The sequence below is a fragment of the Sphingomonas radicis genome, from assembly GCF_051400635.1.
Lineage (GTDB): Bacteria > Pseudomonadota > Alphaproteobacteria > Sphingomonadales > Sphingomonadaceae > Sphingomonas.
Genome location: NZ_JBLFFG010000002.1, coordinates 228,226 through 250,524, shown reverse-complemented (window position 1 = coordinate 250,524; position 22,299 = coordinate 228,226). Strand labels below are relative to the sequence as shown.

At 64.8% G+C, this 22,299-nt stretch carries 20 protein-coding genes, 1 tRNA gene and 1 pseudogene; 4 read left to right on the top strand and 18 right to left on the bottom strand.

From position 1 onward, the window contains the following. Nucleotides 1-11 precede the first annotated feature (11 nt). Nucleotides 12-1,124, top strand: coding sequence for a pyridoxal phosphate-dependent aminotransferase (locus ACMGDH_RS08160; RefSeq protein ID WP_436827448.1), 1,113 nt, complete (start codon nucleotides 12-14; stop codon nucleotides 1,122-1,124). A gap of 29 nt (nucleotides 1,125-1,153) precedes the next feature. Here ACMGDH_RS08160 and ACMGDH_RS08155 read toward each other — a convergent pair whose 3' ends face one another. The 13 genes and pseudogenes from ACMGDH_RS08155 to ACMGDH_RS08095 all read right to left on the bottom strand — a co-directional run bounded on the left by ACMGDH_RS08155 (nucleotide 1,154) and on the right by ACMGDH_RS08095 (nucleotide 15,624). Then, on the bottom strand, nucleotides 1,154-1,894 hold the full coding sequence (locus tag ACMGDH_RS08155; protein WP_436827447.1) for a proteasome-type protease: 741 nt from the start codon (nucleotides 1,892-1,894) through the stop codon (nucleotides 1,154-1,156). Nucleotides 1,895-1,912: 18 nt separating this feature from the next. After that, nucleotides 1,913-2,755, bottom strand: a complete 843-nt coding sequence (locus ACMGDH_RS08150; RefSeq protein ID WP_436827446.1) for a transglutaminase family protein — start codon at nucleotides 2,753-2,755, stop codon at nucleotides 1,913-1,915. Then, nucleotides 2,755-3,690 (bottom strand): alpha-E domain-containing protein, encoded by a 936-nt coding sequence (locus tag ACMGDH_RS08145; RefSeq protein ID WP_436827445.1) that lies wholly within the window; start codon nucleotides 3,688-3,690, stop codon nucleotides 2,755-2,757. Before ACMGDH_RS08145 ends, ACMGDH_RS08150 begins: the two co-directional genes overlap by 1 nt. A gap of 18 nt (nucleotides 3,691-3,708) precedes the next feature. Continuing rightward, nucleotides 3,709-5,115: a circularly permuted type 2 ATP-grasp protein gene (locus ACMGDH_RS08140; protein ID WP_436827444.1), complete on the bottom strand. Its 1,407-nt coding sequence runs from the start codon at nucleotides 5,113-5,115 to the stop codon at nucleotides 3,709-3,711. Between the two features lie 282 nt (nucleotides 5,116-5,397). Next, nucleotides 5,398-6,975, bottom strand: coding sequence for a glycoside hydrolase family 43 protein (locus tag ACMGDH_RS08135; protein ID WP_436827443.1), 1,578 nt, complete (start codon nucleotides 6,973-6,975; stop codon nucleotides 5,398-5,400). Nucleotides 6,976-7,279: 304 nt separating this feature from the next. Then, a pseudogene (locus tag ACMGDH_RS08130) lies at nucleotides 7,280-7,729 on the bottom strand (VirB4 family type IV secretion/conjugal transfer ATPase); the annotation flags it as partial. Between the two features lie 471 nt (nucleotides 7,730-8,200). Then, nucleotides 8,201-8,887, bottom strand: a complete 687-nt coding sequence (locus ACMGDH_RS08125; RefSeq protein WP_436827442.1) for a retropepsin-like aspartic protease family protein — start codon at nucleotides 8,885-8,887, stop codon at nucleotides 8,201-8,203. Further along, on the bottom strand, nucleotides 8,884-9,651 hold the full coding sequence (locus tag ACMGDH_RS08120; protein WP_436827441.1) for an MBL fold metallo-hydrolase: 768 nt from the start codon (nucleotides 9,649-9,651) through the stop codon (nucleotides 8,884-8,886). Before ACMGDH_RS08120 ends, ACMGDH_RS08125 begins: the two co-directional genes overlap by 4 nt. Beyond that, nucleotides 9,648-10,427: a TatD family hydrolase gene (locus ACMGDH_RS08115; protein WP_436827440.1), complete on the bottom strand. Its 780-nt coding sequence runs from the start codon at nucleotides 10,425-10,427 to the stop codon at nucleotides 9,648-9,650. Before ACMGDH_RS08115 ends, ACMGDH_RS08120 begins: the two co-directional genes overlap by 4 nt. Continuing rightward, entirely contained in the window at nucleotides 10,424-11,929 is a 1,506-nt protein-coding gene (gene metG / locus ACMGDH_RS08110; protein WP_436827439.1) for a methionine--tRNA ligase, read from the bottom strand. The genes ACMGDH_RS08115 and metG overlap by 4 nt, the downstream gene beginning before the upstream one ends. 223 nt (nucleotides 11,930-12,152) lie before the next feature. Further along, nucleotides 12,153-13,130 (bottom strand): DNA polymerase III delta subunit-related protein, encoded by a 978-nt coding sequence (locus tag ACMGDH_RS08105; protein ID WP_436828221.1) that lies wholly within the window; start codon nucleotides 13,128-13,130, stop codon nucleotides 12,153-12,155. A gap of 142 nt (nucleotides 13,131-13,272) precedes the next feature. Continuing rightward, nucleotides 13,273-14,433 (bottom strand): D-alanyl-D-alanine carboxypeptidase family protein, encoded by a 1,161-nt coding sequence (locus ACMGDH_RS08100; protein ID WP_436827438.1) that lies wholly within the window; start codon nucleotides 14,431-14,433, stop codon nucleotides 13,273-13,275. Nucleotides 14,434-14,577: 144 nt separating this feature from the next. Next, the gene (locus ACMGDH_RS08095; RefSeq protein ID WP_436827437.1) at nucleotides 14,578-15,624 is read right to left on the bottom strand and encodes a lytic murein transglycosylase; all 1,047 of its coding nucleotides are present in this window, start codon (nucleotides 15,622-15,624) and stop codon (nucleotides 14,578-14,580) included. A 135-nt stretch (nucleotides 15,625-15,759) separates the two neighbouring features. Between ACMGDH_RS08095 and ACMGDH_RS08090 the strand changes: the two genes are divergently transcribed. The 3 genes from ACMGDH_RS08090 (at nucleotide 15,760) to ACMGDH_RS08080 (ending at nucleotide 17,231) form a co-directional block, all read left to right on the top strand. Next, nucleotides 15,760-15,849, top strand: a tRNA-Ser gene (locus ACMGDH_RS08090). 154 nt (nucleotides 15,850-16,003) lie between these two features. Beyond that, a complete protein-coding gene (locus ACMGDH_RS08085) occupies nucleotides 16,004-16,579 on the top strand; it encodes a YdeI/OmpD-associated family protein (RefSeq protein ID WP_436827436.1) in 576 nt (191 codons plus the stop codon). A gap of 121 nt (nucleotides 16,580-16,700) precedes the next feature. Further along, nucleotides 16,701-17,231, top strand: a complete 531-nt coding sequence (locus ACMGDH_RS08080) for a dihydrofolate reductase family protein (protein WP_436827435.1) — start codon at nucleotides 16,701-16,703, stop codon at nucleotides 17,229-17,231. A 10-nt stretch (nucleotides 17,232-17,241) separates the two neighbouring features. On the opposite strand, the gene ACMGDH_RS08075 is transcribed toward ACMGDH_RS08080, so the two are convergent. From ACMGDH_RS08075 to bamA, 5 genes are all read right to left on the bottom strand, one after another. Further along, nucleotides 17,242-17,706 carry a hypothetical protein gene (locus ACMGDH_RS08075; protein ID WP_436827434.1) on the bottom strand — a complete coding sequence of 155 codons (465 nt, stop codon included), beginning with the start codon at nucleotides 17,704-17,706 and terminating at the stop codon, nucleotides 17,242-17,244. A 168-nt stretch (nucleotides 17,707-17,874) separates the two neighbouring features. Beyond that, on the bottom strand, nucleotides 17,875-18,105 hold the full coding sequence (rpmE, locus tag ACMGDH_RS08070) for a 50S ribosomal protein L31 (protein ID WP_436827433.1): 231 nt from the start codon (nucleotides 18,103-18,105) through the stop codon (nucleotides 17,875-17,877). A gap of 114 nt (nucleotides 18,106-18,219) precedes the next feature. After that, entirely contained in the window at nucleotides 18,220-18,702 is a 483-nt protein-coding gene (gene fabZ, locus ACMGDH_RS08065; protein WP_436827432.1) for a 3-hydroxyacyl-ACP dehydratase FabZ, read from the bottom strand. Further along, complete coding sequence (locus ACMGDH_RS08060) at nucleotides 18,699-19,457, bottom strand: OmpH/Skp family outer membrane protein (RefSeq protein ID WP_436827431.1); 759 nt, start codon at nucleotides 19,455-19,457, stop codon at nucleotides 18,699-18,701. The genes fabZ and ACMGDH_RS08060 overlap by 4 nt, the downstream gene beginning before the upstream one ends. Beyond that, entirely contained in the window at nucleotides 19,457-22,225 is a 2,769-nt protein-coding gene (gene bamA, locus ACMGDH_RS08055) for an outer membrane protein assembly factor BamA (protein WP_436828220.1), read from the bottom strand. Before bamA ends, ACMGDH_RS08060 begins: the two co-directional genes overlap by 1 nt. Nucleotides 22,226-22,299: the final 74 nt, after the last annotated feature.

The following is a 22,299-nucleotide window of genomic DNA, read 5'->3' as shown; positions in this document are numbered from 1 at the left end:
GAGGACCGGCCATGGTTGCACTTTCTAGACGTGGGCTGATCGCGGCGGGTGCCGCAACCGCGGCGTGCGCCGCCTTTCCGCCGCGACTTTCCGCCGCTACCGCGGAGGCCCCGTTGTTCGGGCCCGCAGCAGGAGTGGCGTTGCTCTCGCGCAACGAAAATCCCTATGGACCGGCGCCCAGCGCTCTGGCGGCGATCAACGAATGGTCCACCAAGGGCTGCTATTACGCTGACGGAGGAGCACGTCGGCTGATCTCCATGATCGCCGAACGTTTCGGCGTGACTCCTGATCATGTCGCGATCGGAAGCGGCTCGACCGAGATATTGAGCGCGGCCGCACTCGCTTATGCGCCGAAGGGCGCCACGCTCGCGCCCGAACTGTTCTGGGATACCACTGCGCTCTATGCTGAATCCAAGGGCGCGAAGCTCAAGCGGGTGGCGCTGAAGCCGGACTTGGACCTGGACCTCGACGCCATGGCCGCCGCGGTCGATCCTGACGTGGCGCTCGTCCACATCTGCAATCCGAACAACCCGACCGGACGACTGCTCGACGGCGACGCATTGCGGGCATTCATCCGGGCTGTGAGTCCCAAAGCGACGGTGCTGGTCGACGAAGCCTATATGGAACTGACCGACAGGCCGGATTACAGCTCGGTGGCGGCGCTCGTGAAAGAGGGGCAGAATCTGGTCGTTTGCCGTACCTTCTCCAAGATTTACGGCATGGCTGGACTGCGCGTCGGCTATGCCATCGGCCAGCCCGAGACGATCAAGATGATCCGCTCCTATGAGATGAGTTTCGGCGGCAATACGGCAGGGCTTGCCGCGGCGATAGCCTCCTATAACGACACCGCGTTCACGAGCTTCTCCAAGAACCGCATCGTCGAAGCGCGCGGTCTCATCCTGAATGCCGTGAAGAAGGCGGGCGTCGAGGCCCTGCCGAGCCAGACCAACTTCCTTTATGTGAAGGTGCCTGATGCCAATGCCATGCAAAAGGCGATGGCGGCCAAGGGCATTCAGGTTCGCGGCGCTTATGGCAAGTGGGCGCAATGGTCACGCGTTTCCACCGGCAAGATAGAGGATGTGAAGCGCTATGCAGAGGCCCTTCCTGCGGCGATCGGCGCCTGATGGCTTCGGCGCGGGCGAAAGCTATTCGTTCAGGGGGTGACGATGTCGGGCAGGCTGGCGAAGGCGCTGCGTAACGCCTCGCCCCATTGCTGTGAGATCTCCTGGAAACGGGGATCGTCCGCCTCGATCCGCAGGCGCGTCTCGAAGCAGAAGGCATCTCGGCGGAGCACGGCGAGATCCAGTGGCATGCCGACCGACAGGTTCGAGCGCAGCGTCGAATCCATCGAAATGCACGCGGCCTTCACTACCTCGCCCAAAGGAGTATCGACCGCGAGGATGCGATCGAGGATCGGCTTGCCATATTTGTGCTCGCCGATCTGGAAATAGGTCGTGTCCTCCGTCGCCTCGACGAAGTTGCCTGCAGAATAGACCATGAACAGACCATGGGGCCCGCCCTTGCGCTGGCCGGCGACGAGGATTGTCGCGTCGGCCCCGGCACTGGCGGCCTGGATCGACTGGCGATACCGGTCCTGCAGCCCCTGCATTGCCTCGCCCACAAGCTCGGCGACGCGGTATATGCTCGCCGCGTTGAGGATGGTTTCGACGCCGGGATCCTCGGCGGACCTTTCGATTGCCTGGTTCAGCCGAGTGATCACTCCCTGGGTGATCGAGAGGTTGCCCGAGGTCATCAGCGCGATCGCGCGCTCGTCGCACACTTCCCAAGTGAACATCTTGGCGAAGCGCGAGATGTTGTCGACCCCGGCGTTGGTGCGCGTGTCCGACAGCATCACGAGCCCGTCGGCGACGCGGACGGCGACGCAGTAAGTCATGTCAGATGCGTCTCCGGGTCATTGCTGCTGTTGCTGCTGGATCACTTCGATATCGCCTTCGCCGCGGTCGATCCGGACGTCAGCCGAGACGAAGCCGGCGCTGCCGCCGGTGACGATCCCGCGTACGGGGGCGGCGTCGTCGGCGTCAAGCCCGGAGCAAAGGCGGACGTAATTCTCCGTAGGGCAGACGCCGTTCGTGACGTCGAAGCCGACCCAGCCGAGGCCATCGACGTGCGCCTCCGCCCAAGCGTGCGTTTCGAGCTGCTGGTGAGCCGCGTCGCTCGCGAGCAGATAGCCGGCGACGTAGCGGGCAGGGATGCCGCACGCGCGCGCCGCGGCTATGAAGACATGTGCATGGTCCTGGCACACGCCTCCCTCGCCGGCGAGCGCGGCGGCGGCGGAAGTGCCGTTGCTGGTAACGCCGGAGAGATAGGGAATCGCCTCGCGCACGCGCTGGCTGAGCGCGTGGAGCCCGCCGAGCCCGCCGGTACCCAGCGCAAGACCCTCGGCCAGCGCACGGATTGCATCATCGGCGCGCGAGAGCGGGGTCTCGCGCAAGAAGAGGGCCGGGGGGCAGATGCCACGCAGACCTTTCACCACCCCGGCCCGATCATCGGTCTCGACCTGCCCTTGTGCGACGATCTCCAGATCGTCGCGCGTGCCGCGATCGATCCACTGGGCGAAGTTCTCGCCATAGCCGCCTGGAATCGTGGCCGCGATCAGCTGGCCGTCAACGCTGACTTGCCAGTCGATCACACGCTGGCCGTCGAAGCTCTGCGGGAACAGCCGGAGTCGCAGCGCGAGCCCTGCGACGCCCTGCGGATACCGCATGTGCGTAAGATGGCGGACGATCAGCAACATCATCCGAAGCAATAGGCCTGCGCGATCTCTCGCGACAGCTGGTTGGTAACGATCAGCGCGTTCTGGACGAACTCATGGAGGCCACCTTCGAAGATCTCGCCGCTTTCGCGGCCGCGCAGCTCGGAGAGCATGATCCCGGCAGTGTCGTGCGCCGCGCCGCGCGCCCCGTGCACGCGCGCGAGTCGGTCGAGGTGCCATGCGATCTGGCCGAAGCAGAACGACACCGAACGCGGAAATTGGGGATTGAGTATCAGCAGGTCGGCGATCCGCCAGGGAGAATAGTCACCGCCGCCATAGACATGGTGATAGGCGCGCGCCGCCGACAGCGCGTGGAGCACCGAGGTCCATTGATAATGATCGCGCGCGCCGCCCACCACCGCGGTGTCGGGAAGCAGGACATAATATTTGGCGTCGAGCAGCCGAAGCGTCATCTCCGCGCGCTCGAGCGCTCCGCCGATTCGCAGGAAATCATGCCCTTCGTTGCGCAACTGGCCGGTCTCGACCGCCCCTCTGAAGGTGGAGGCACGCACCTTCACCCAGTCGAGCAACTCGGGAAGGTTGCGCCGCGCGCGCTCGACATCCTGGCTCTCGAGCCGCCGCCAATCCTCGTTGAGCGCCTCCCAAGTATCCTGGGTGAGCGCGGTGCGCACCGCGCGACCATTGCTTCGTGCGCGCAGCAGACAGGAACGTATCGACGAAGGGTTGCTGTCGTCGAGCAGGAGCAGTTGGACGATATCGGCTTCGGCGACGCTGCGCCCGCCGTCCACCAAATTCTCGCAGCCGGTGACCCGGAGCACCGAACGCCACTCGTCGCGGTGGATCGGCCCAGGCAGGATCGCCATGCGCTGTGCCATCTGGATCAGCCGCGCCGTGCTTTCGGCCCGCTCGATGTAGCGCGCCATCCAGAAGATATTCTCGGCGGTGCGGCTCAGCATGTCACGCGTCCAGCGCCTCTATTCATCCAGCACCCACGTGTCCTTGACTCCGCCGCCTTGTGACGAATTGACCACGAGCGAGCCCTCGGTGAGTGCGACGCGAGTGAGGCCGCCCGGCGCGAGGCGCATCTGCTTTCCGACCAGGCAATAGGGACGGAAATCGACATGGCGCGGGACGACGCCCCCGGCGAGTACCGGCGCAGTGGAAAGCGCGAGTGTAGGCTGTGCGATGAAATCCACGGGGTTGGCGCGGATTCGCTCGGCATAGGCTTCCACCTCCGCGCGCGTCGCCTGCGGGCCGATTAGCATGCCATACCCACCGGAGCCATGGACTTCCTTGGCCACCAACTCGCTCAGATGCTCGAGCACATAGGCGCATTCGCCGGGAATCGCGCAGCGCCACGTCGGCACATTCTCGAGCACCGGCTGCTCGGACAGGTAGAAGCGGATCATGTCCGGGACGAAGAGGTAGATCGCCTTGTCGTCGGCGATCCCTGCTCCAGGGGCCGAGCACAGCGTGACGCCGCCGGCGCGATAGGCGCCGAACAGCCCGGGAACGCCGAGCATCGAGTCGGGCCGAAAGGCGAGGGGATCGAGATAATCATCGTCGATGCGGCGGTAGATCACGTCGACAAGCTTCGGTCCTTGGGTGGTTTTCATCCACACCCGGTCGTCATCAACATAAAGATCCATCGGCTCGACGAGCTCGACGCCCATCAGATCGGCGAGGAAACTGTGCTCGTAATAGGCCGAATTGAGCGCTCCCGGCGTGAGCACCACGACCGTTGGATCGCCTCTGGCCTTGGCAGGTGCGACTTCCTTAAGCGTGGCAAGCAAGTCGTTCGGGTAGGAATCGACCGGTGCCACACGAGTCGCGCCGAACAGCGCCGGAAACATGCGCTGCATGATCTCGCGGTTCTCGAGCATGTAGCTGACGCCGGACGGCGTGCGACAATTGTCCTCGAGCACCTGAAAACCCGCCTCGCCAGTGCGGATGATGTCGATCCCAACGACATGGCTATAGACTCCACCTGGCGGATCGAAGCCGATCATCTGGGGCTCGAAGGCGCGGTTGCGATAGACCAGATCGCCGGGCATGATCCCGGCACGGATGATCTCGCCGCGGTGATATACATCGTAGAGGAAGGCGTTGAGCGCTCGTGCACGCTGGCGGATGCCGCGATCCAGGAGACGCCATTCGGCCGCGGAGAAGATGCGCGGCAGCAGATCGAAGGGAATAAGCCGCTCAGGGTCGCCGCCCTCGCCATAAACCGCGAAGGTGATGCCGATCCGGCGGAAGATCGTCTCGGCTTCCTTCAGCCGCGCTTCCAGGCCCTGGATGCCGACCTCATCGATCCAGCGCTTCACCTCGGCGTAGCAGGGGCGCACCGCACCGTCTCGATCGGTCATCTCGAAAAAGGCCATCGACCCTCCGTTCGTGCGGCGATCATGATGCGCTGCACAAAAGATTTCGCAAGCGCTAAAATCCTCGCGTAGATGTGCAGGCTTGGCGCAGCGGAGCCGGGCGTCATGGTAGTTCGCTTTCGCGCGCTCGAGCTCATGGATGGCTCAGCGACGCGTGCTTCTAAACTCCGGGAGGGGGTAGGGGAGGTCGACTTCGCGTGCGGCACTGGCACCCGCCCCAGTTGGCGTATTGTCAGGCTCTTCATCAATGCCGAGGCTGTCGCGCCAGGCTAAGTGCGACGATCAGCGTGCTCCGCCTGCTGGAAGCGCCGTGAGAGTGAAGCTGTCCACATCGAGATACCCTGCGGTTGGTCGTGGATTGTAGCAGGACATGGCGAGCTGCACTCCCTGGAAGGTACCGGTCCGCCAATCGAAGGCCAGCGGGAAGGGCCCCCCGACCTCATGCCAGCGCTGCCCGTCCAGGCTGTAAGCGACCCGACCGATGTTCCGCACGAAATCGGTATCGGTACGCAGCCACAGCTGCGTCCCCCCGATCGAAACGGCGGCTTCGCGCACGGTGACCTGGGGCCCATCCGCGGTCGCATCGGTGACCCGCATCGTCAGTACTCGGGCGGTCCCCGTCTGCCCAAGGACGGACAACTGCGCGCTGATCTTGCCGAAGGTACCGAAGCCGCAAACATCGCCCTGTCGAATACCTGCAAGATCGAGCTTCACTACCGCGCGGGAGGCTGGGCCTTGCGCCTTCTGCGTCAGCGTGTTGCGGGCCAGCCAGATATTGTCGGCCGTCGTGGCGTGGAGCCTCAGCCATCCCGGACGCGCGGTAAGCGACCAGCGGTCGTCATCGGGATTGTGGTTCCAGCGCCATTGCAGACCAAGGACGGTACTTGAGAAGTCATCGGACGTGCCCGGTTCGGCGAAAGGCTGTCCCGGGATCGGCTTGGCGGCGCGATCGGGCACCCGCCCTGGCGCTTCCGGCGTGCCCCAGACCGGCCAGTCGTCAACCCAATGGACGGGGCTGATGTTGGTCATCCGCCCGATCGGACCGGCATCATACATCACGAAACCGAACCATCTGCCGTCGGGAAGATCCACCAGCGCTCCCTGGTGGCCGCCGGTCCGATCGCGCGTGCTGATGGATGGCCGCGTCTCCCATGGGCCGGTCAAGCTGCGCGCGCGAGAGATCGTCATCGACAGCCGGCGGGGAATGGCGTTGAACAGATAATACCAGCCTGCTCGCTTGATGAGATGCGACCCTTCCGCACCCTCATTGTAATAGACGACCTTGGCGGCCCTAACCGCGCTGTAGTCATCGGTCAGAGTCAGCAGCGTCACCGTCCCGTCGGAACCCTCCGCCGTGACGATGTAGCCCGTGCCATCGTCATCGAAGAACAGCCCCGGGTCGAATGCCTCCCGATCGAGGACCGAGTAGGTCCACGGACCGGTGACATGCTTTGCGCGATAGATGCGCGTCTTTTGGCCGACGGGTGTCACCGTGAGGTAGAACATGCCGCGATGATGTCGCAGGCTGGCGGCATAGAAGCCGCGGCGATAGTCGCCGCCGTCCTTCAGGTCATACCGCGGGTTACCGTCCAGCCGCGGCTGGACATGCGTCGCCAACCGCCAGTTCACCAAATCGCGCGAATGGAGGATCACCACGCCGGGGGAATTCACGAAGGTAGTTGAGACGAAATAGAAATCCTCGCCGACCCGGATGATGTCGGGATCGGGATAGTCGGCGAACAGGACCGGATTGCGGTATGTGCCGTCTCCCTGATCCGACCGCCACACCTGCGCCATCGCGGACGAGATTCCAGTCGATACGAGTGCCACCGCCGCCATCGCCGTACCGTCCAACCGCATTCTCGTGCTCCCCTTAATCGGTGTTAGCGCCAGTTTGAAAAGAGACATTTTGAACCAGTTCGAGATGAGGCTCTGAAGCATCGCGTGTTGCAGAACCTCGAGACGCCTCCATGCCACCACCGACGCGCGGATACAAAGCGCTGGCGGCGGTGGTGGCATGGAGGCTTCCACGGGTACTGAACGGGGTAGGGTGGGCAAATGGACCCGCTGCGACAGCAGCGGGCCCGGTCATGGTCTAAATCGCTATCAACGAGAACAGCCGACTAGGTCGGCTCTAGGCGGGCCGAAAATCCACTTGGCGCCCCTCATCGAGGATTTGCGTCATGTCGAAGCCGACCGTCTCTGCGGTCAGGCCGGTCTCGTCGCGCGCATTGTCGAACAGCCAGGCGCGCTCGCCGTCACCCCACCAGGGCCGGAGCCGCGACCAGAGATCGGCGGCGTGCGGGCGGTGACCGCCGCGGAACAGTTCGGCCAGGTAGCGCAGGCGCCGCTGCTCGATCAGCTGGCCGAAATTGGCGTCGATCGCATCCTTGATCTGCGCGGTCTCTTCGATGTCCGCGCTGCCTGCGAGCAGCGCGATCCAGTCGATCAGGAACTGGCGATTGGCAGGGCTGTCTTCGATCTGGAGCGGGTTGAGCCCGGAGGGGGTGCCGGGGCGCAGCAGATCGTAGCGCCCGCCGATGGCACGCAGGAAAAGCTCGGCGCCGCGATCCTTGTCGAAGAAGATGGTCCTCGGCCGGAACTTGCGGCTCTCCTTATTCGCTTAGAGCAATCAAAAGTTCAATCAATGTTAGATGCATTACCCGCAAATGAGAGAGCTTCTATCGTATCATCTATCAATGGCACATTTAATGGAATGGCCAGAGGGATGTCAGGAACTCTCAGTGATAGCGACACTAGCTACAACAGGGTGCTTGACAGTGTTGTAAGTGGGCTAGGACGGCCTATTGATTTTGGAAATCAATCAGACAGAGAAGCTATAGGCAATGCTCTAGTCAAAGATCTGCGGGTCTTCCAAAGCTGCGTTGCTCCAACCGGGAGTATTATCAACTGGAATTTTCCAGCTCTGGACGGTCCAAGATCCGGGATGCAGGTCGAAGGGCCGGAACGAGGCGAGTCTCATTTCAAAATGGTCGAGCCGTCTCGTTTCAATCTGGGGCTTACAATCGGTAAGAACGATAATATGCATTATGTTAAATAGAAGTCGCGAAACAGCATCCTATGCTCATCCGGGATTGCCGCCTCCACGGCCGTCCTTCCGGCCTTCTGCCGGCAACGGCGACGTAGTCGCATCGCTGCCGTCGTCCTGCGCTCCGTCTTTCGGTTCGAGCACCAGTGTGTTGTTCTCAACGCGCCAGCTGTGCAGGCGCGATAGGAAGTTCATTCCCAGCACGTCGAGGTTGCCGAAGCTGCTCGATATCACCACGCCGAGATCTTCCGTCTCGAGCGGCCCGATCGCCAGATGCTGGATACGGCCGCGTTGCGCCGCCACGGTGCCGTTCGCAGTCTCGATCATCGCCGGAACCCCTCCGCTCGGCTTCACGCCCGCTGCGGCGGCAGTGGCATCGGAGACGGCCGTGATCGTAGCCCCGCTGTCGATCAGCATTCGCCGCTCGACGCCGTTGAGCGTGACGCGCGCCCAGAAATGCCCGTCGGGGCTCATCCGGATGCGCACCGTGCGGCCCTCGACCTGCTGCTCGTCGAGCCCGAGCTTCGCTGTCGCGGAAGCAAAGAGCGCGCTCAACTCATGCCGATGTGCGACCGCGAGAAAGGCAAGCAGGATGATCGCCGCCCAGATCACCAACGAGCGGACCACGAGGCCCAGCGACAGGCGCCGCACCGACAAGGCGCTCACCACCAGCACGAGCACCCCGACCAGCCAGATCAGGTCCATGCTCTGCCATTCGCTCATGCAGTGATCTCCAGACCGTCATAGCCCGGCTCGACGCCCGCCGGCAGCTCCGCGGCGAGTGTCGCATAATCCATGGATTGATCCATATGAACAAGTGCGGAACGCCGGGGCCCGAATTCGGAAATCCAGCCCAGCACGTCGGCGAGATGCGGATGTGTGGGGTGCGGCGCGCGGCGGAGCGCATCGACCACCCACACGTCCAACCCCGCATAGAGCTCGCGCATCTCGTTCGTCATCACATTGAAATCTGTTGAGTAACCTACTGCTTTACCGTTGTTCTCAAAGCGCAGCCCGGCCGAGGTGATGCCGCCGTGCGGTTGGTCCGTCACGCGTACACGGATGTCACCGATCTCGAATACATCGGGAAGCGGAGCAATCGCTATCGTCGCCCGGTAACCCGCACGGCCGAAGAAGGCATAATGGAATTTCACCTGGAGCTGCTCGAGCGTAAACGGCCGCGCGAAGCCGCGCACCGGCTCCCCTCCCCGCAAGTGCATGAGCTGGCGCAGGTCGTCGATCCCGTGGGTGTGATCGGCATGATCGTGCGTCCAGATCACCGCATCGACATCGCGCACATCGGCGGCGAGCAGCTGTTCGCGCATGTCGGGGCTGGTATCGACCAGTATCGTCGTCGTGTCGGTCGAGACCAGGACCGAAGCGCGGGTGCGGCGGTTGCGCGGATCGGCGGGATCGCAGTCGCCCCAGTCGTTGCCGATGCGCGGCACCCCCGACGAAGTGCCCGATCCGAGGATCCGGATCTTCACGCCAGCGTCTTGGCGAACAGCTTATGGAAATTCTGCCGCGTTGCCTCGGCGAGCGCCTCGGGATCCTCGCCGCGCAGTTCGGCGAGGAAGCGGCAGGTGTCCGCCACAAACGCCGGCTCGCCGGTCTTGCCCCGGTGCGGCACGGGAGCAAGGAAAGGCGCGTCGGTCTCGATCAACAGCCGGTCGAGAGGCAGTTTCGCCGCAGTTTCCTGTAGATCCCGGGCGTTCTTGAAGGTTACGATTCCCGAGATCGAAACGTAGAGCCCGAGTTCCAGCGCGATCTCGGCAAACTCGCGGCTTGCGGTGAAGCAATGGATCACGCCGGGGAAGGCCCCCTTCCCCATTTCGTCACGCAATATCTCGGCGGTGTCGGCCTCGGCGTCGCGGGTATGGACGATGATCGGAAGCTGCGTCTCGCGCGATGCCGCCAGATGCGCGCGGAAGCTCGCGCGCTGCCGGTCGCGGTCGCTATGGTCGTAATAATAGTCGAGCCCGCTCTCGCCGATGCCCACCACCCGCGGATGCTGTGCGCGCTCGACCAGCTTGGCGGTGTCCACATCGGGATGCTGGTCCGCCTCATGCGGGTGGATGCCCACCGATGCCCAGACGTCCGGCTCGCGTTCGGCGACGGCGATGACATCGTCCCACTCGTTCTCGCGCGTCGAGATGTTGAGCATCGCCACCACGCCGGCGTCGCGAGCACGCGCCAGCACCTCCGGCTGCTGCTCGCCCAGCCCCTTGTAGATCAGGTGGCAATGGCTGTCGGCCAGTCTCACGCTTCCTCCGTCGCCTTGAGTTCGAGCCTGGGGAAGATGGGTGTCGGCTGAGCGATGCGGAAGTCTTCGTCGTCCTGCGAAGGCAGCTGGGCGAGCAGCTTCGAGGCAGAACTCGGAATCACCGGCAGGATCGTGACGGCCAGTTGCCGGATCGCCCGGACGAGTGTGCGCAGCACGGCGTTCATCCGCTCGGGATCGGTCTTGCGCAGTGCCCAGGGCGCCTGCGCATCGATATACTGGTTGCACGCGAACACGCCGCCCATCCACGCCTCCACGCCCTGGCTCAGCGCAAGATCCTCGAAAGCCACCCTGAACGCCGCGCAGGCGACCTCGACTTCCGCCAGCAGCACGGCGTCCGCTTCCTCACTGCGGCCCTCGGGGACATGGCCGTCGCAGTTCTTGGCGATGAAGGCGAGCGTGCGCTGGGCGAGGTTGCCGAAGCTGTTGGCGAGATCGGCGTTGGCGCGGGTGACGATCGCTTCGTCGCTGAAGGTGCCGTCCTGCCCGAAGCTCACGTCGCGCAGCAGGAAATAGCGGAGCGCATCGACGCCATAGAGTTCGGCGAGCGCCATCGGATCGACGACATTGCCCACCGACTTGGACATCTTCTCGCCCCGGTTGAGCAGGAAGCCGTGGCCGAAGACCTGTCGCGGCAAAGGCAGCTTTGCCGACATCAGGAAGGCCGGCCAATAGACTGCGTGGAAGCGGACGATGTCCTTGCCGATCAGATGGATATCCGCCGGCCACCAGGTCGCGAAGCGCTCCGGGTCATTCGGATAGCCCGCACCGGTGATGTAGTTGGTGAGCGCATCGACCCACACATACATCACATGCCCCGGGCTGTCGGGCACCGGCACGCCCCAGTCGAAGCTGGTGCGCGACACCGAAAGGTCGACCAGCCCGCCCTCAACGAAGCGCAGGATCTCGTTGCGGCGGCTCTCCGGGCGGATGAAGTCCGGATTGGCGGCGTAGAAATCGAGCAGCGGCTGCTGGTATTTGGAGAGGCGGAAGAACCAGGTCTCCTCCGCGGTCCACTCGACCGGCGTGCCCTGGGGCGAGAGCTTCTGCCCCCCTTCCCCCTCGATCAGTTCCTTCTCCTCGTAGAAGGCTTCGTCGCGCACCGAATACCAGCCCTCATAGCGGTCGAGGTAGAGATCGCCCGCCTCGGCCATCGCCCTCCAGATCGCCTGGCTGGCGGCATGATGCTCGGGCTCGGAAGTGCGAATGAAGCGATCGCACGAAACATCAAGTTTATCGGCCATTTCATGGAAATGGCTCGACATTTCGTCAGCAAGTTCACGCGCGCTCACGCCGCGTGCCCGCGCCGTTTGCACCATCTTCAGCCCATGCTCGTCGGTGCCGGTCTGGAAGAAGACGTCGCGGCCGTGCTGACGCTGGAAGCGCGCGATCGCGTCGGCGGCGATCATTTCATAGGCGTGGCCGATATGCGGCCGGCCGTTGGGATAATGGATCGCGGTGGTGATGTAGAAGGGATCGGCCATGCGGGCGCTTTAGGTGATCAGCGATGGCGCGTCACCCCTGCGGACACCAGCCGGAGGCCGGTGCCGGCGAGTTTTGACTCTTTTCACGGAAACGCGTTCGATCTCGTAATATTATTGCGCGTGCGACGCGCAGTCGAAGGCAGCGATTTGAAAGAGCGGGCCGAAGCCGCGCGAAGCCAAGCAGACGAAATCCTACATTGCAAGGGAGCCTGAACGGCCCCGCCTAACGCCGCGCGAGCCGGGCGATCAGGCCGGACATCTCGAATACCGTCGCACTCGCGTCGAGCGACAGCCCGATCGCCGCGCCGCCCAGCTCGCGCGCCGCGGCATAGGCGTCGAGCGCGGTGCGCAGCGCTTCGCCCGACAGGTTCCTCGTCCGCTCGGCGATGAAGCTGGGTGCACGCTCCAGGAACGCCTCATAGCGCGGCTGCGCCGCCTTGGCGCCGAGCAGCCTGGCGAGGCGGCCGCGGATCGCGTTGGAAGGATCTCCGCTATCGGCGAGCGCCGCCATCTCCGCCTCGAGTGCGGCCAGATCCAGCCCGGCGAAATGCAGCGCCCGGCCAGGCGAGCCCTCCCCTGCCCGCACTAGCGCGTCGATCTCGCTCGCCGTAGCCTCTGGAAGCTCGCCGCGCACGATCTCGCCGACCTGCGCATCAGTCAGCGGCTCGAAGCGCAGCAGCCGGCAGCGCGAGCGGATCGTGGGCAGCAACCGGCCCGGCGCGTGGCTCACCAGCAGGAAGATGGTGCCCGCGGGCGGCTCCTCCAGGCTCTTGAGCAGCGCATTGGCGCCGCCACGTTCGAGATCGTCGATCGAATCAATCACGATCACGCGCCGCTCGGAAAGCGACGGCTTGGTCGCGAACAGCGGCTGGAGGCTTCGCACCTGGGCAATGGTGATCGATCGCGCCAACGCCTCGTCGGGCTTGTCCGGATCCTTTGGCAGCCGGACGAGCGCCCGATAGTCGGGGTGCGCGCCCGCCGCGAACAGATGCGCGGTGCGGCTGTCGGCCGGAACGTCCCATCCGGGAGCGAGCTTGTCGGGCTCGGCAGCCGCGGCGAGCATGCGCATCGCCGCGGCGCGGGCGAAACTGCCCTTTCCCACCCCTTCGGGCCCGGCGATGAGCCAGGCGTGGTGCAAGGCGCCGCTCGCCATGGCTGCCGCGAGCGCTTCGCGGGCGGGTTCGTTGCCGATCAGGCGCATGAGCGGCCGTACCAATCCTCCCCCGCCACGGGGAGGTGGCGCGCGTGGCGCGGCGGAGGGGGCGGAAGCACGACGGTTCGGGAATCCTCCCCCTCCGTCAGCCTTCGGCTGCCACCTTCCCCTGGCGGGGAAGGATTCAAGGTCACGCGAACAGCGACCAGAAGCCGAGCCAGATCCGGCGGAAGAAGCCTGCCTCAGCGACGTCCTTCTCGGCGATGAGCGGCAGCGTCTGGGTCGGCATCCCCGGAGTCTCGACGACCAGATCGGCGATATGTGCGCCGGCCTTGATCGGCGCCTTGACCGGCCCCTGATAGACGATCTTGCCCTGCATCTCGGGCGAAGTGCCCGCGGGCACGGTGGCATTGAGGTCGCGCGGCGCGATCACGCCGACGCTGTCGTCGCCGCCGCCCTGCACTTCGACGTCGCCGATCTTGCGGCCCTTGGACGCGATCGGCAGCGGCTTCCACGCACGGAAGCCCCATTCCATGAAGCGCACCGATTCCGCGGCGCGGCCATTGTACGAGTCGAGCCCGGCGACCACCATCACCAGCCGGCGGCCGCTCTGCTCGGCCGATCCGGTGAAGCCATAGCCGGCCTCTTCGGTGTGGCCGGTCTTGAGCCCGTCGGCGCCCGCGACCTTGCCGAGCAGCGGATCGCGGTTCTGCTGGCGGATCACCTTCCCGTCGCTGAGCGTGCGGGTGTAATCGTGGCGGCTGTAGAATTGCTTGTAGAGCTGTGGATGATTCTGGATCGTCGCCTTGGCGAGCTTCGCCAGGTCGCGCGCAGTCACATAGGTGCGGCCCTCATCGGGCCAGCCATTCGAATTGCCGAACTGGCTGTTGGCGAGCCCCAGCTTCTTCGCCTGCTGGTTCATCAGGTTGGCGAAGGCCTCCTCGGTTCCGGCGATGCCCTCGGCCAGCACCACGCAGGCGTCGTTGCCCGACAGCGTCACGATGCCGTCGAGCAGGTCCTTGACGCTCACCTGCTCGCCGGTTTCCAGGAACATGGTCGAGCCCGCCTGGGGCCCGTGCCACTTCTGCCAGGTTTCGGGGCGAACGGTAAACTTCTGATCGAGCTTGAGGTCGCCCTTCTTGATGAGATCGAACGCGACATAGACCGTCATCATCTTGGCCATCGAGGCGGGCGGGATGCGGCGATCGGCGTCCTTGGCGTAGAGGACCGCGCCCGAGGACAGGTCTTCCATATAGGCGATCGGCGCCGGCGTATCGAACGGCGGATTGGCCGCGGTCGTCGGGAAAGCGACGGCGATGGCGAGCAACGAGGCGGCGAGCAGCTTCTTCATGGGTCTTCGGGGTCCCCGGTTACGCGAGTTCACGGCAATGCCCCCCTGCGCCGCGCCTTGGCGCGTGTGGGAGCCCTGACCCTGCTTTACGAAGCGATTAGTAGGTTTCGCAAGGGATTGTGCAGGCCCGACGTGCGAAAGCCTTCAGCGCTCCACTTCGTCGGCCAGAAGCCCGACCGATAGCGCGTAGAAATTCGAGCAATTATAGTCGAGGATCACGCGATAATTGCCGGTGAGCAGATAGCCCTTCTTTCCCGGCCCGTCGGGCTCGATCAGCGTCGCCAGGACATTGTCCGCGGGCCAGCGGCGGTCGAGCGGCGCCACGCCCAGCGCGCGCCATTCGGCCATCGTCTTCCAGCCGCTGTGACGCTCGTAAACACGCGGGCAGCGCGGCGCGACGGTGCGGTTCGCCAGGGCGCTGCGGTTGAGCCCGGCCGGCACGGTCACTGCGAAGCCCCAGGGCTGCCCCGGGCGCCAACCGGCGTTGACGAAGTAGTTGGCGATCGATGCGAGCGTGTCGGTCTCGCTCGTCCAGATATCGGCCATGCCGTCGCCGTCGCCGTCGACCGCGAGGCGCAGATAGACGCTCGGCAGGAACTGCGGTCCGCCGAACGCGCCGGCCCAGCTCCCGACGAGCTTGTGTCGCGGTACGCCGCGATCGATCATCTTGAGCGTCGCGATGAACTCGTTCGAGAAGAGCTCGCGGCGGCGCCCTTCATAGGCGAGGCTCGCCAGCGCGCGCGGCAAATCGAAGGTGCCCATGATGCGGCCGTAGTTGGTCTCGTGTCCCCAGATCGCGACCATGATCGATTCGGGAACGCCGGTCTCGCGCTCGATCCGCGCGAGCTGCGGGCGTACGCGCTGATAGGCCGCCCTACCGCGCGTGATCCGCGAAGCATCGACGTGGCGCAGCCGATAGGGCTCGAAACTGGGGATCGGCGCATTGGGCCTGGTCTCGGGCTGCTGCCGGTCGAGCTCGACGACGCGCGCGTTGTAGGTGAGCGTGGGGATCACCGAGTCGATCGTGCGGCGCGATACGCCCTGCGCCTGGGCCTGCGCCGCAAGCGTGCGCAGATAGGCCTGGAAGCCGGTTTCATCCTGCGCGACCGCAGGAGCCCAGGCTGGCGACGCCGCCGCCAGAGTTACCGCTATCGCCCCCAACTTGCCAAACGCGAGACGCCAAACCGACATGCGGATGGTGTGCCACAGCCGGAGCCGGGGCTGAACCCCCTGCGTGGCATCCGGTCCAGAAAATCTGCCCGAGCGCGGTTTTGCTGCGCATGCCCCTTGCGCGGGCCGTGCTCGGCGCGATAGCGCAGATGCAGCGGAGAGGTGGCCGAGTGGTTTAAGGCAGCGGTCTTGAAAACCGCCGTGCGTGCAAGCGCACCGTGGGTTCGAATCCCACCCTCTCCGCCAAGTGCCGTCGCGCGCCGTCGGCGTCTCTCAGCGCGCGCAACCGCGCGTCGTCGAGCAGCGAACCAATTGTTCGTCAAACGGCCGTTTAGTGAACAGCGCAACCTCATTGCCGGAAAGGGCAGATGCATTATGGTCCTGCCCGATGGAAGCGGAGATGCGATCGGGCCTGCCAATAATCGGCTTTGAGGAGCCGGACGCCTTCGACGCTTGGCTGGCGACGGAGCCGAGAACGTCGAAAGGGTTATGGCTGAAACTTGCCAAGAAAAGCGCGAAGGTCGCCAGTCTTTCCAAAGCGGATGCAATCGACGCGGCGCTCTGCCACGGATGGATCGACGGTCAGCTCGACAAGTATGACGAAGCTTACTGGCTGGTCCGATTCACACCGCGCAAGCGCGCAAGCAAATGGTCTGAGGTCAACCGAACGCGCGCTGTGGAATTGATTGCGCAGGGTCGTATGCACCCCGCCGGCTTGGCCGAAATAGAGGCGGCAAAGGCCGACGGCAGATGGGACGCGGCCTATGCGCCCGCGAGCACCGCGCAAGTGCCACCCGATCTACAGGCTGCGCTTGATGTCTCTCCTGAAGCTGCCGCATTCTTCGCCACCCTCAAAGGGGCGAACCGCTATGCGCTCCTCTACCGGATCAGCACGGCAAAGAGGCCGGAGACGCGCGCTAGGCGCATCGCCGATTTCGTCGCCATGCTTGAGCGGAGCGAGACGGTTCACGGCTAATCCAGTCCAATCGCCTATCATAGCGCTACAAACTAGGTGTAGTGTTCATCTTCATCGGGCATGGCCCGCCATGTCGCCGCCCGGGGAGCCCGTCGCGCGCGCGTGAGGAGAGGAAGCGGGTATGGCCAAGCTCGTGTTCGGAATGAACCAGTCGCTGGACGGCTATGTCGACCATATGGAGTTTGGGCCGAGCCCCACGCTCTTCCGCCACTTCATCAAGGAGGCTCAGGAGCAGGCGGGCAGCGTGTACGGCCGTCAAGTATATGAGCTCATGCAGTACTGGGACGAGGATCATCCCGAGTGGGATGCAGACAAACACGCTTTCGCGGCGGCGTGGCGGCGCCAGCACAAATGGGTCGTCTCGCGTACGTTGAAATCGGTCGGCCCCAATGCCACGCTTGTCGAGGGCGATCTGGGGGACGCGATCCGCCAGCTGAAGGCCGAGCGTGACGGAGAGATCGAAGTTGCCGGCCCAACCCTGGCGGGAAGCCTCACCGAACTCGGCCTGGTCGATGAATATCGAATCTACCTGCACCCTGTCGTGCTCGGCCATGGCACGCGCTATTTCGCCGGGCCCCGGCCGCCACTCCGACTGATGGCGCATGATCGGATCGACGAGAATGTGATCCGGCTGAGCTACGTTCCGGCCTGATCGCGCTTCCTCAGCGGGGAAACAGGCCCCAGACTGCGCTCGCCACACCGCCTCCGCCGACGCTCAACGACGGGCTGTCGCCATCTCCATCGACGCGCAGCACGAGCGCGGTGCTGAAGACCGAGCGCGGCTGACGCGGCTTACGGTGATCGTCGAGCGCTTCGCGCACTGCGCGGCTCGCGCCCTCGGCGTTGGCCGCGGGTCTGCTCGAGGGCGCGCCTTCGGCCGGCAAGTCGAAAGCCGCGGTCGCGCCGGACGCTGTCGAGAGCAATGGCTGCGCGCGACGCCCGGCCGGCACTGCGCGGGCAGGAAGCTGGAAGGGCACAGGCCGGGCAGCCCTCGCCTTGCGGCTCACTACTTCCTCGGGAAGGATCGCGCGCGTTTCGGCCTTGATCGGAACGCCATCGCGCTCCTCGGCGAGTGCCGGGAGGGATACCGCGAACAAAATGGCGCAGGCGAACGGCTCGGCGCGCATCACTGGGTCCCTTCAGCGAAGGCGCACAGCATGACTTACTAGCGCCCATCACGCAACTATCGAATAGGAAAGAAAGATCCAAAAAAGGAAGCGGACCGCTCCGTTGCCGGAGGGCCCGCTTCTTTCGCGTATCGAGGGCGCCGCTCGCAGCGGAGCGGCCCTGCCCGATTACTTCTTGCCGAGCGAAAGGCCGCCGAAGCGCTTGTTGAAGCGCGCGACCTGGCCGCCCTGGTCGAGCATCTGGCCGCGACCGCCGATCCAGGCCGGGTGGGCGAGCGGATCGATGTCGAGCGTCATCAGATCGCCTTCCTTGCCCCAGGTGGAGCGAGTCTCGAACACGGTGCCGTCGGTCATCTGCACCTTGATCATGTGGTAATCGGGATGCGTGTCTTTCTTCACGGTCAAATTCCTTGGAAATGCCGCCGGTTTCCGACCGGCAGCGGACGCGGGCGCGTAGCAGAGCGGGCGCCGCGGCGCAACCTCGGCCGCGCCCGGCCAGAAGATCGGTGCTGCTCAGCCGGCCGAGGGTGGGTCCGCGATCATCGCGGTGAACTCGCACTCCGTGGCGACTTCACCGTTCAGCAGCGCCCGGCCCGCGAACTTGCAGACGCGCGCGCGCTTCTGGACGAACTCGACCTCGAGCCGCAGCAGCACGCCGGGCTCGACGGGCTTGCGGAACTTCACGCCGTCGATCGACATGAAATAGACGAGCTTGCCCGATCCGGCGAGGCCCAGGCTCTCCACCGCGAGCACGCCCGCAGCCTGCGCCAGTGCTTCGACCTGGAGCACGCCGGGCATGATCGGCCTTCCGGGGAAATGCCCCTGGAAGAACTCTTCGTTCATCGAAACCGCCTTGATCGCGACGATTCGCTGGTCCGGGACCAGCTCCTCGACGCGATCGACGAGCAGCATCGGGTATCGGTGCGGCAGCGCCGCCATCACGCGCTTGATGTCGAGGGGCCCGATATCGGCGCCCCCCGTAGCTTCCTCGCTCAACGCGGTTCCGCCGGCTTTGCTGCCGGCTGCTGCGCCGGCGCGGCCGCAGGCGGCTGCTGACCCTGCTGTGGCTGACCCTGCTGCTGCTGGGCCGCCTGCTGATAGGCGCGCATCTGCGCGATCTGGGCAAGCTGCTGCTGGATCGCCAGCGTGTCGCGCGAAGGCTGCCAGTCGGCCGGCGGCTGGATGCTCACGGTCGGCGCGACCTTGTCGATCTCCGCAGTGATCGCCTGGCTGATGTCGGCCGAATCGGGCGCGTACATGAAAGCCTCGGGCGAGAGCACGACGTTGATCTTGCGCGCGTTGATCACGCGAAGCTGCGCGGCGTCGTACTGGCGCAGCACCGATTCGATCGCGAACAGCTCGGCGCGTGCCGCCGGGTTGCCCAGCCGCGCGATGTCGTTCTGCGCATTGGTCTGGGCAGTGCGGATCTTGTCGATCGCAGGGTTCTTGGCGTTCGCCGCGGCCTGGATCTCGGCGTCGGAGACATTGCCGTCCTTGTTGGTGTCGAGCTGCGTGGTCAGCGGCTTGAGCTCGTTGGCGAGCGCCTGGCGACGCTGCGCAAGCTGGTCGAACGCCGCCTTGTACGTCGTCGAGATTTGCTGCTGCGCGGCGGCGAACGCCTTCGAGCCGGCAACGACGCGCGTCGGGCTCGCGGTGGCGATTCCGGCGACCTGGGCCTGGACAGGAATCGAAAGCGCGAGCGCCGCGGGAGCGGCCGTCAGCGCCAGGAGAAGATGCTTCTTCGTGATCATCAGAACTGGGTCCCTACGTTGAAAGTGATGAGCTTGGTATCGTCGCCTTCCGCGGTGATCAGCGCCCTGGCGACGTCGATGCGGAGAGGGCCGAAAGGCGAATTCCAATTGACGCCGATGCCGATCGAAAGGCGCGGCTTTGCCGAGTCGCCTACGAAACGCTCGAAGAACGGCGACGTCGGGTTGTTGGCGATCGCGTTGATCGTGGTGCCAACGCAGCTGGTCGATGTCGTGCCGAAGCCGACCTGGCAAGGCGTGAGCGACTGCGTGAGCGTCGTCGGATCGGTATAGAGATAGAGCTGGTTGCCCGCGGCGTCCTTGATGAAATTGTCCTTGGGGAGCAGCGTCGGCGAGCCATCCGCATTGAACACCGGGTTGCCGCTCGAGTCGGTGAGCTGCTCGAACTCGACCGTCTTGGCCGGCTGGGTGATGCCGAACAGCGCACCCGCCATGACGAAGATCGACGGCCGCAGACCCATCTCGGCCGCGCCCGCGCCCAGCGGAATCTCGAGCTCGGCCTTGGTGAGGTAATAGGCCTTGCCGCCCAACGCGTCGTCGATCATCTGGTCGCGATCGGTGATCAGCATCTGCGTGCCTGCGCGGGGGTCGCCGGTATAGCCGATGCGCTGCACGCGCGGGCCGACGCCGCGGATGTCGAAGCCGCGGAACTGGGGCTCGCCCAGATAGAAGCGATCGGTGATGCGCACCGGATCGCTGCCCGGCGTCCTCGCGTCCTCCAGGCTATGGATATATCCGCCCTCGGCCGAGACCGAGAAGATGAAGCCGCTGCCGACGTTCCAATATTTGTCGCCGTCGACGCGACCACGCAGGTAGCGCACGTCGCCGCCCAGCCCGGCGAAATCGACGCCCACGCTCAGGCGCTGGCCGCGGGTCGGCCGCAGGCGGCTGTTGAGGCTGTCGTAGATCAGCGAGAGGCCGACCAGCGAAGTCAGCCGATTGCCCACCGCTTCGCAATAATAGCGGCCTGCCCGCAGGGGATCGCAGGTATCGGGGATGCCGTCGCCGTTGGTGTCGGTGTAGAAGGTCGACCTGTCGAGCGTCACGTCATCCTGGGTCAGGATGTAGCGGCCCGACAGTGTCCAATATTCGGTGAGCGGCATGCCCGCGACGAGCTGGAAGCCGGTCGAGATCTGGCTGTAGGTCGTGCTGCGATCGCTGCCGATATAGTTGAACGCGTTGTAGTCGCGGCGGAAGACCGTGCCGCCGAGCGCGATATTGCTGTCGAACAGATAGGGCTCGGTGAAGCCCAGCTCGACCGACTTCGAATAGCTCGAATAGTCGACCGAGGCCGAGAGCGTCTGCCCCATGCCGCGGAAGTTGCGCTGGCGGATCGCGGCCTGGAGGATGAAGCGTTCGAGGCTCGAGAAGCCCGCCGAAAGCGTCAGCTCGCCGCTGGGCCGCTCCTCGACGTTCGCCGCGAGCACGATGCGGTCGGGCGTCGAGCCTTCCTTGCGCTCGATCTCGAACTTGTCCTGGAAATAGCCCAGGCTGTTGATGCGGTCCTGCGAGCGCTTGACCAGGAAGGTGTTGAAGGCGTCGCCTTCCGCGATGCGGAACTCGCGGCGGATCACCTTGTCCTGGGTGATGCGGTTTCCGGTGATCTCGATCCGCTCGACATAGGTGCGGTTCGTCTCGGCGATGTTGAAGGCGAGCGACATCGTGAGGTTCTCACGATCGCGCTGGAACTCCGGCCGCACGTCGGCGAAGGCATAGCCGAAGGTTCCGGCAGTCTCGCTCAGCTGCTCGATCGTGTCCTCGACGGCCTTGGCGTCGTACCAGTCGCCTTCCTTGATCGGCAGCGCGGCGGCCAGGCGCTTCTCGTCGAAGTCACGGATCGCGCTGTCGACGGTGACCGGGCCGAACTTGTAGCGCGGGCCTTCCTCGACGACGTAGGTGATGATGAAGTCGCGCTTGTCGGGCGTCAGCTCGGCGATCGCGCTGATCACGCGGAAATCGGCATAGCCCTCGGTCAGATAGAACTGTTTCAGCTTCTGCTGGTCATAGGCGAGGCGATCCTGGTCATAGCTCGTGTTCGAGCTCAGGATGTTCATCAGGCTGGAGGTCTTGGTCGCCATCTCGCCGCGCAGCTTGCCGTCCGAGAAAATCTCGTTGCCGATGATGTTGATCTGGCGGACCTTCGACTTGGGCCCCTCGTCGATCTCGAAGATCACGTCGACGCGGTTCTGATCGAGGCTCACCATCTTGGGCTCGACCGTGGCGGCGAAGCGGCCCTGGCGGCGATAGAGCTCGACGATGCGCGCCACGTCGGCGCGGACCGCGGTACGCGTGAAGATCTGACGCGGCGCCAGCTTCACTTCCTTGCTGATCTTGTCCTGCTTGAGCCGCTTGTTGCCCTCGTAGATCACGCGGTTGATCACCGGGTTCTCGCGAATCCGGATTACCAGATCGCCGGTCTCTACGCCTGCGATCTCCACCTGCGCGAGCAGATCGGACGCGAGCAGATCCTTGATCGCCTGGTCGACCGACTCGTTGGTGTAGGTCTCGCCGGTGCGCAACCGGGTGTAGGAAAGCACCGTATCCGGCTCGAGGCGCTGTGCGCCCTCCACGCGCAGCGAGCGGATCGTGCGCACCTGTGCCGGCGGAGGGACGGGAGCCGCCTGCACTGGCACCGGCACCACGGGAACCGTTTGTGCCGGTGTCGCAGGAGCCGCTTGTGTCGGTGCGGCGGGAGCCGTCGGCGCGGGCTGGGCGGGCGCGGTCTGCGCATGCGCGATTCCCGAGAGCATTGTGCCCGCCAGGAGCGTCGCCGTTGCGCGTGCGCCGATAGTATTTGCCTTGATATTCACATCCCACCCCAAAG

What these genes read in the sequence shown, in the direction of transcription:
- ACMGDH_RS08160 (WP_436827448.1), top strand. Translation starts at nt 12, where the DNA reads ATGGTTGCACTTTCTAGACGTGGGCTGATCGCGGCGGGTGCCGCAACC.
- ACMGDH_RS08155 (WP_436827447.1), bottom strand. Translation starts at nt 1,894, where the DNA reads ATGACTTACTGCGTCGCCGTCCGCGTCGCCGACGGGCTCGTGATGCTG.
- ACMGDH_RS08150 (WP_436827446.1), bottom strand. Translation starts at nt 2,755, where the DNA reads ATGTTGCTGATCGTCCGCCATCTTACGCACATGCGGTATCCGCAGGGC.
- ACMGDH_RS08145 (WP_436827445.1), bottom strand. Translation starts at nt 3,690, where the DNA reads ATGCTGAGCCGCACCGCCGAGAATATCTTCTGGATGGCGCGCTACATC.
- ACMGDH_RS08140 (WP_436827444.1), bottom strand. Translation starts at nt 5,115, where the DNA reads ATGGCCTTTTTCGAGATGACCGATCGAGACGGTGCGGTGCGCCCCTGC.
- ACMGDH_RS08135 (WP_436827443.1), bottom strand. Translation starts at nt 6,975, where the DNA reads ATGCGGTTGGACGGTACGGCGATGGCGGCGGTGGCACTCGTATCGACT.
- ACMGDH_RS08125 (WP_436827442.1), bottom strand. Translation starts at nt 8,887, where the DNA reads ATGAGCGAATGGCAGAGCATGGACCTGATCTGGCTGGTCGGGGTGCTC.
- metG (WP_436827439.1), bottom strand. Translation starts at nt 11,929, where the DNA reads ATGGCCGATCCCTTCTACATCACCACCGCGATCCATTATCCCAACGGC.
- ACMGDH_RS08105 (WP_436828221.1), bottom strand. Translation starts at nt 13,130, where the DNA reads ATGCGCCTGATCGGCAACGAACCCGCCCGCGAAGCGCTCGCGGCAGCC.
- ACMGDH_RS08100 (WP_436827438.1), bottom strand. Translation starts at nt 14,433, where the DNA reads ATGAAGAAGCTGCTCGCCGCCTCGTTGCTCGCCATCGCCGTCGCTTTC.
- ACMGDH_RS08095 (WP_436827437.1), bottom strand. Translation starts at nt 15,624, where the DNA reads ATGTCGGTTTGGCGTCTCGCGTTTGGCAAGTTGGGGGCGATAGCGGTA.
- ACMGDH_RS08085 (WP_436827436.1), top strand. Translation starts at nt 16,004, where the DNA reads ATGCGATCGGGCCTGCCAATAATCGGCTTTGAGGAGCCGGACGCCTTC.
- ACMGDH_RS08080 (WP_436827435.1), top strand. Translation starts at nt 16,701, where the DNA reads ATGGCCAAGCTCGTGTTCGGAATGAACCAGTCGCTGGACGGCTATGTC.
- ACMGDH_RS08075 (WP_436827434.1), bottom strand. Translation starts at nt 17,706, where the DNA reads ATGCGCGCCGAGCCGTTCGCCTGCGCCATTTTGTTCGCGGTATCCCTC.
- ACMGDH_RS08060 (WP_436827431.1), bottom strand. Translation starts at nt 19,457, where the DNA reads ATGATCACGAAGAAGCATCTTCTCCTGGCGCTGACGGCCGCTCCCGCG.
- bamA (WP_436828220.1), bottom strand. Translation starts at nt 22,225, where the DNA reads ATGCTCTCGGGAATCGCGCATGCGCAGACCGCGCCCGCCCAGCCCGCG.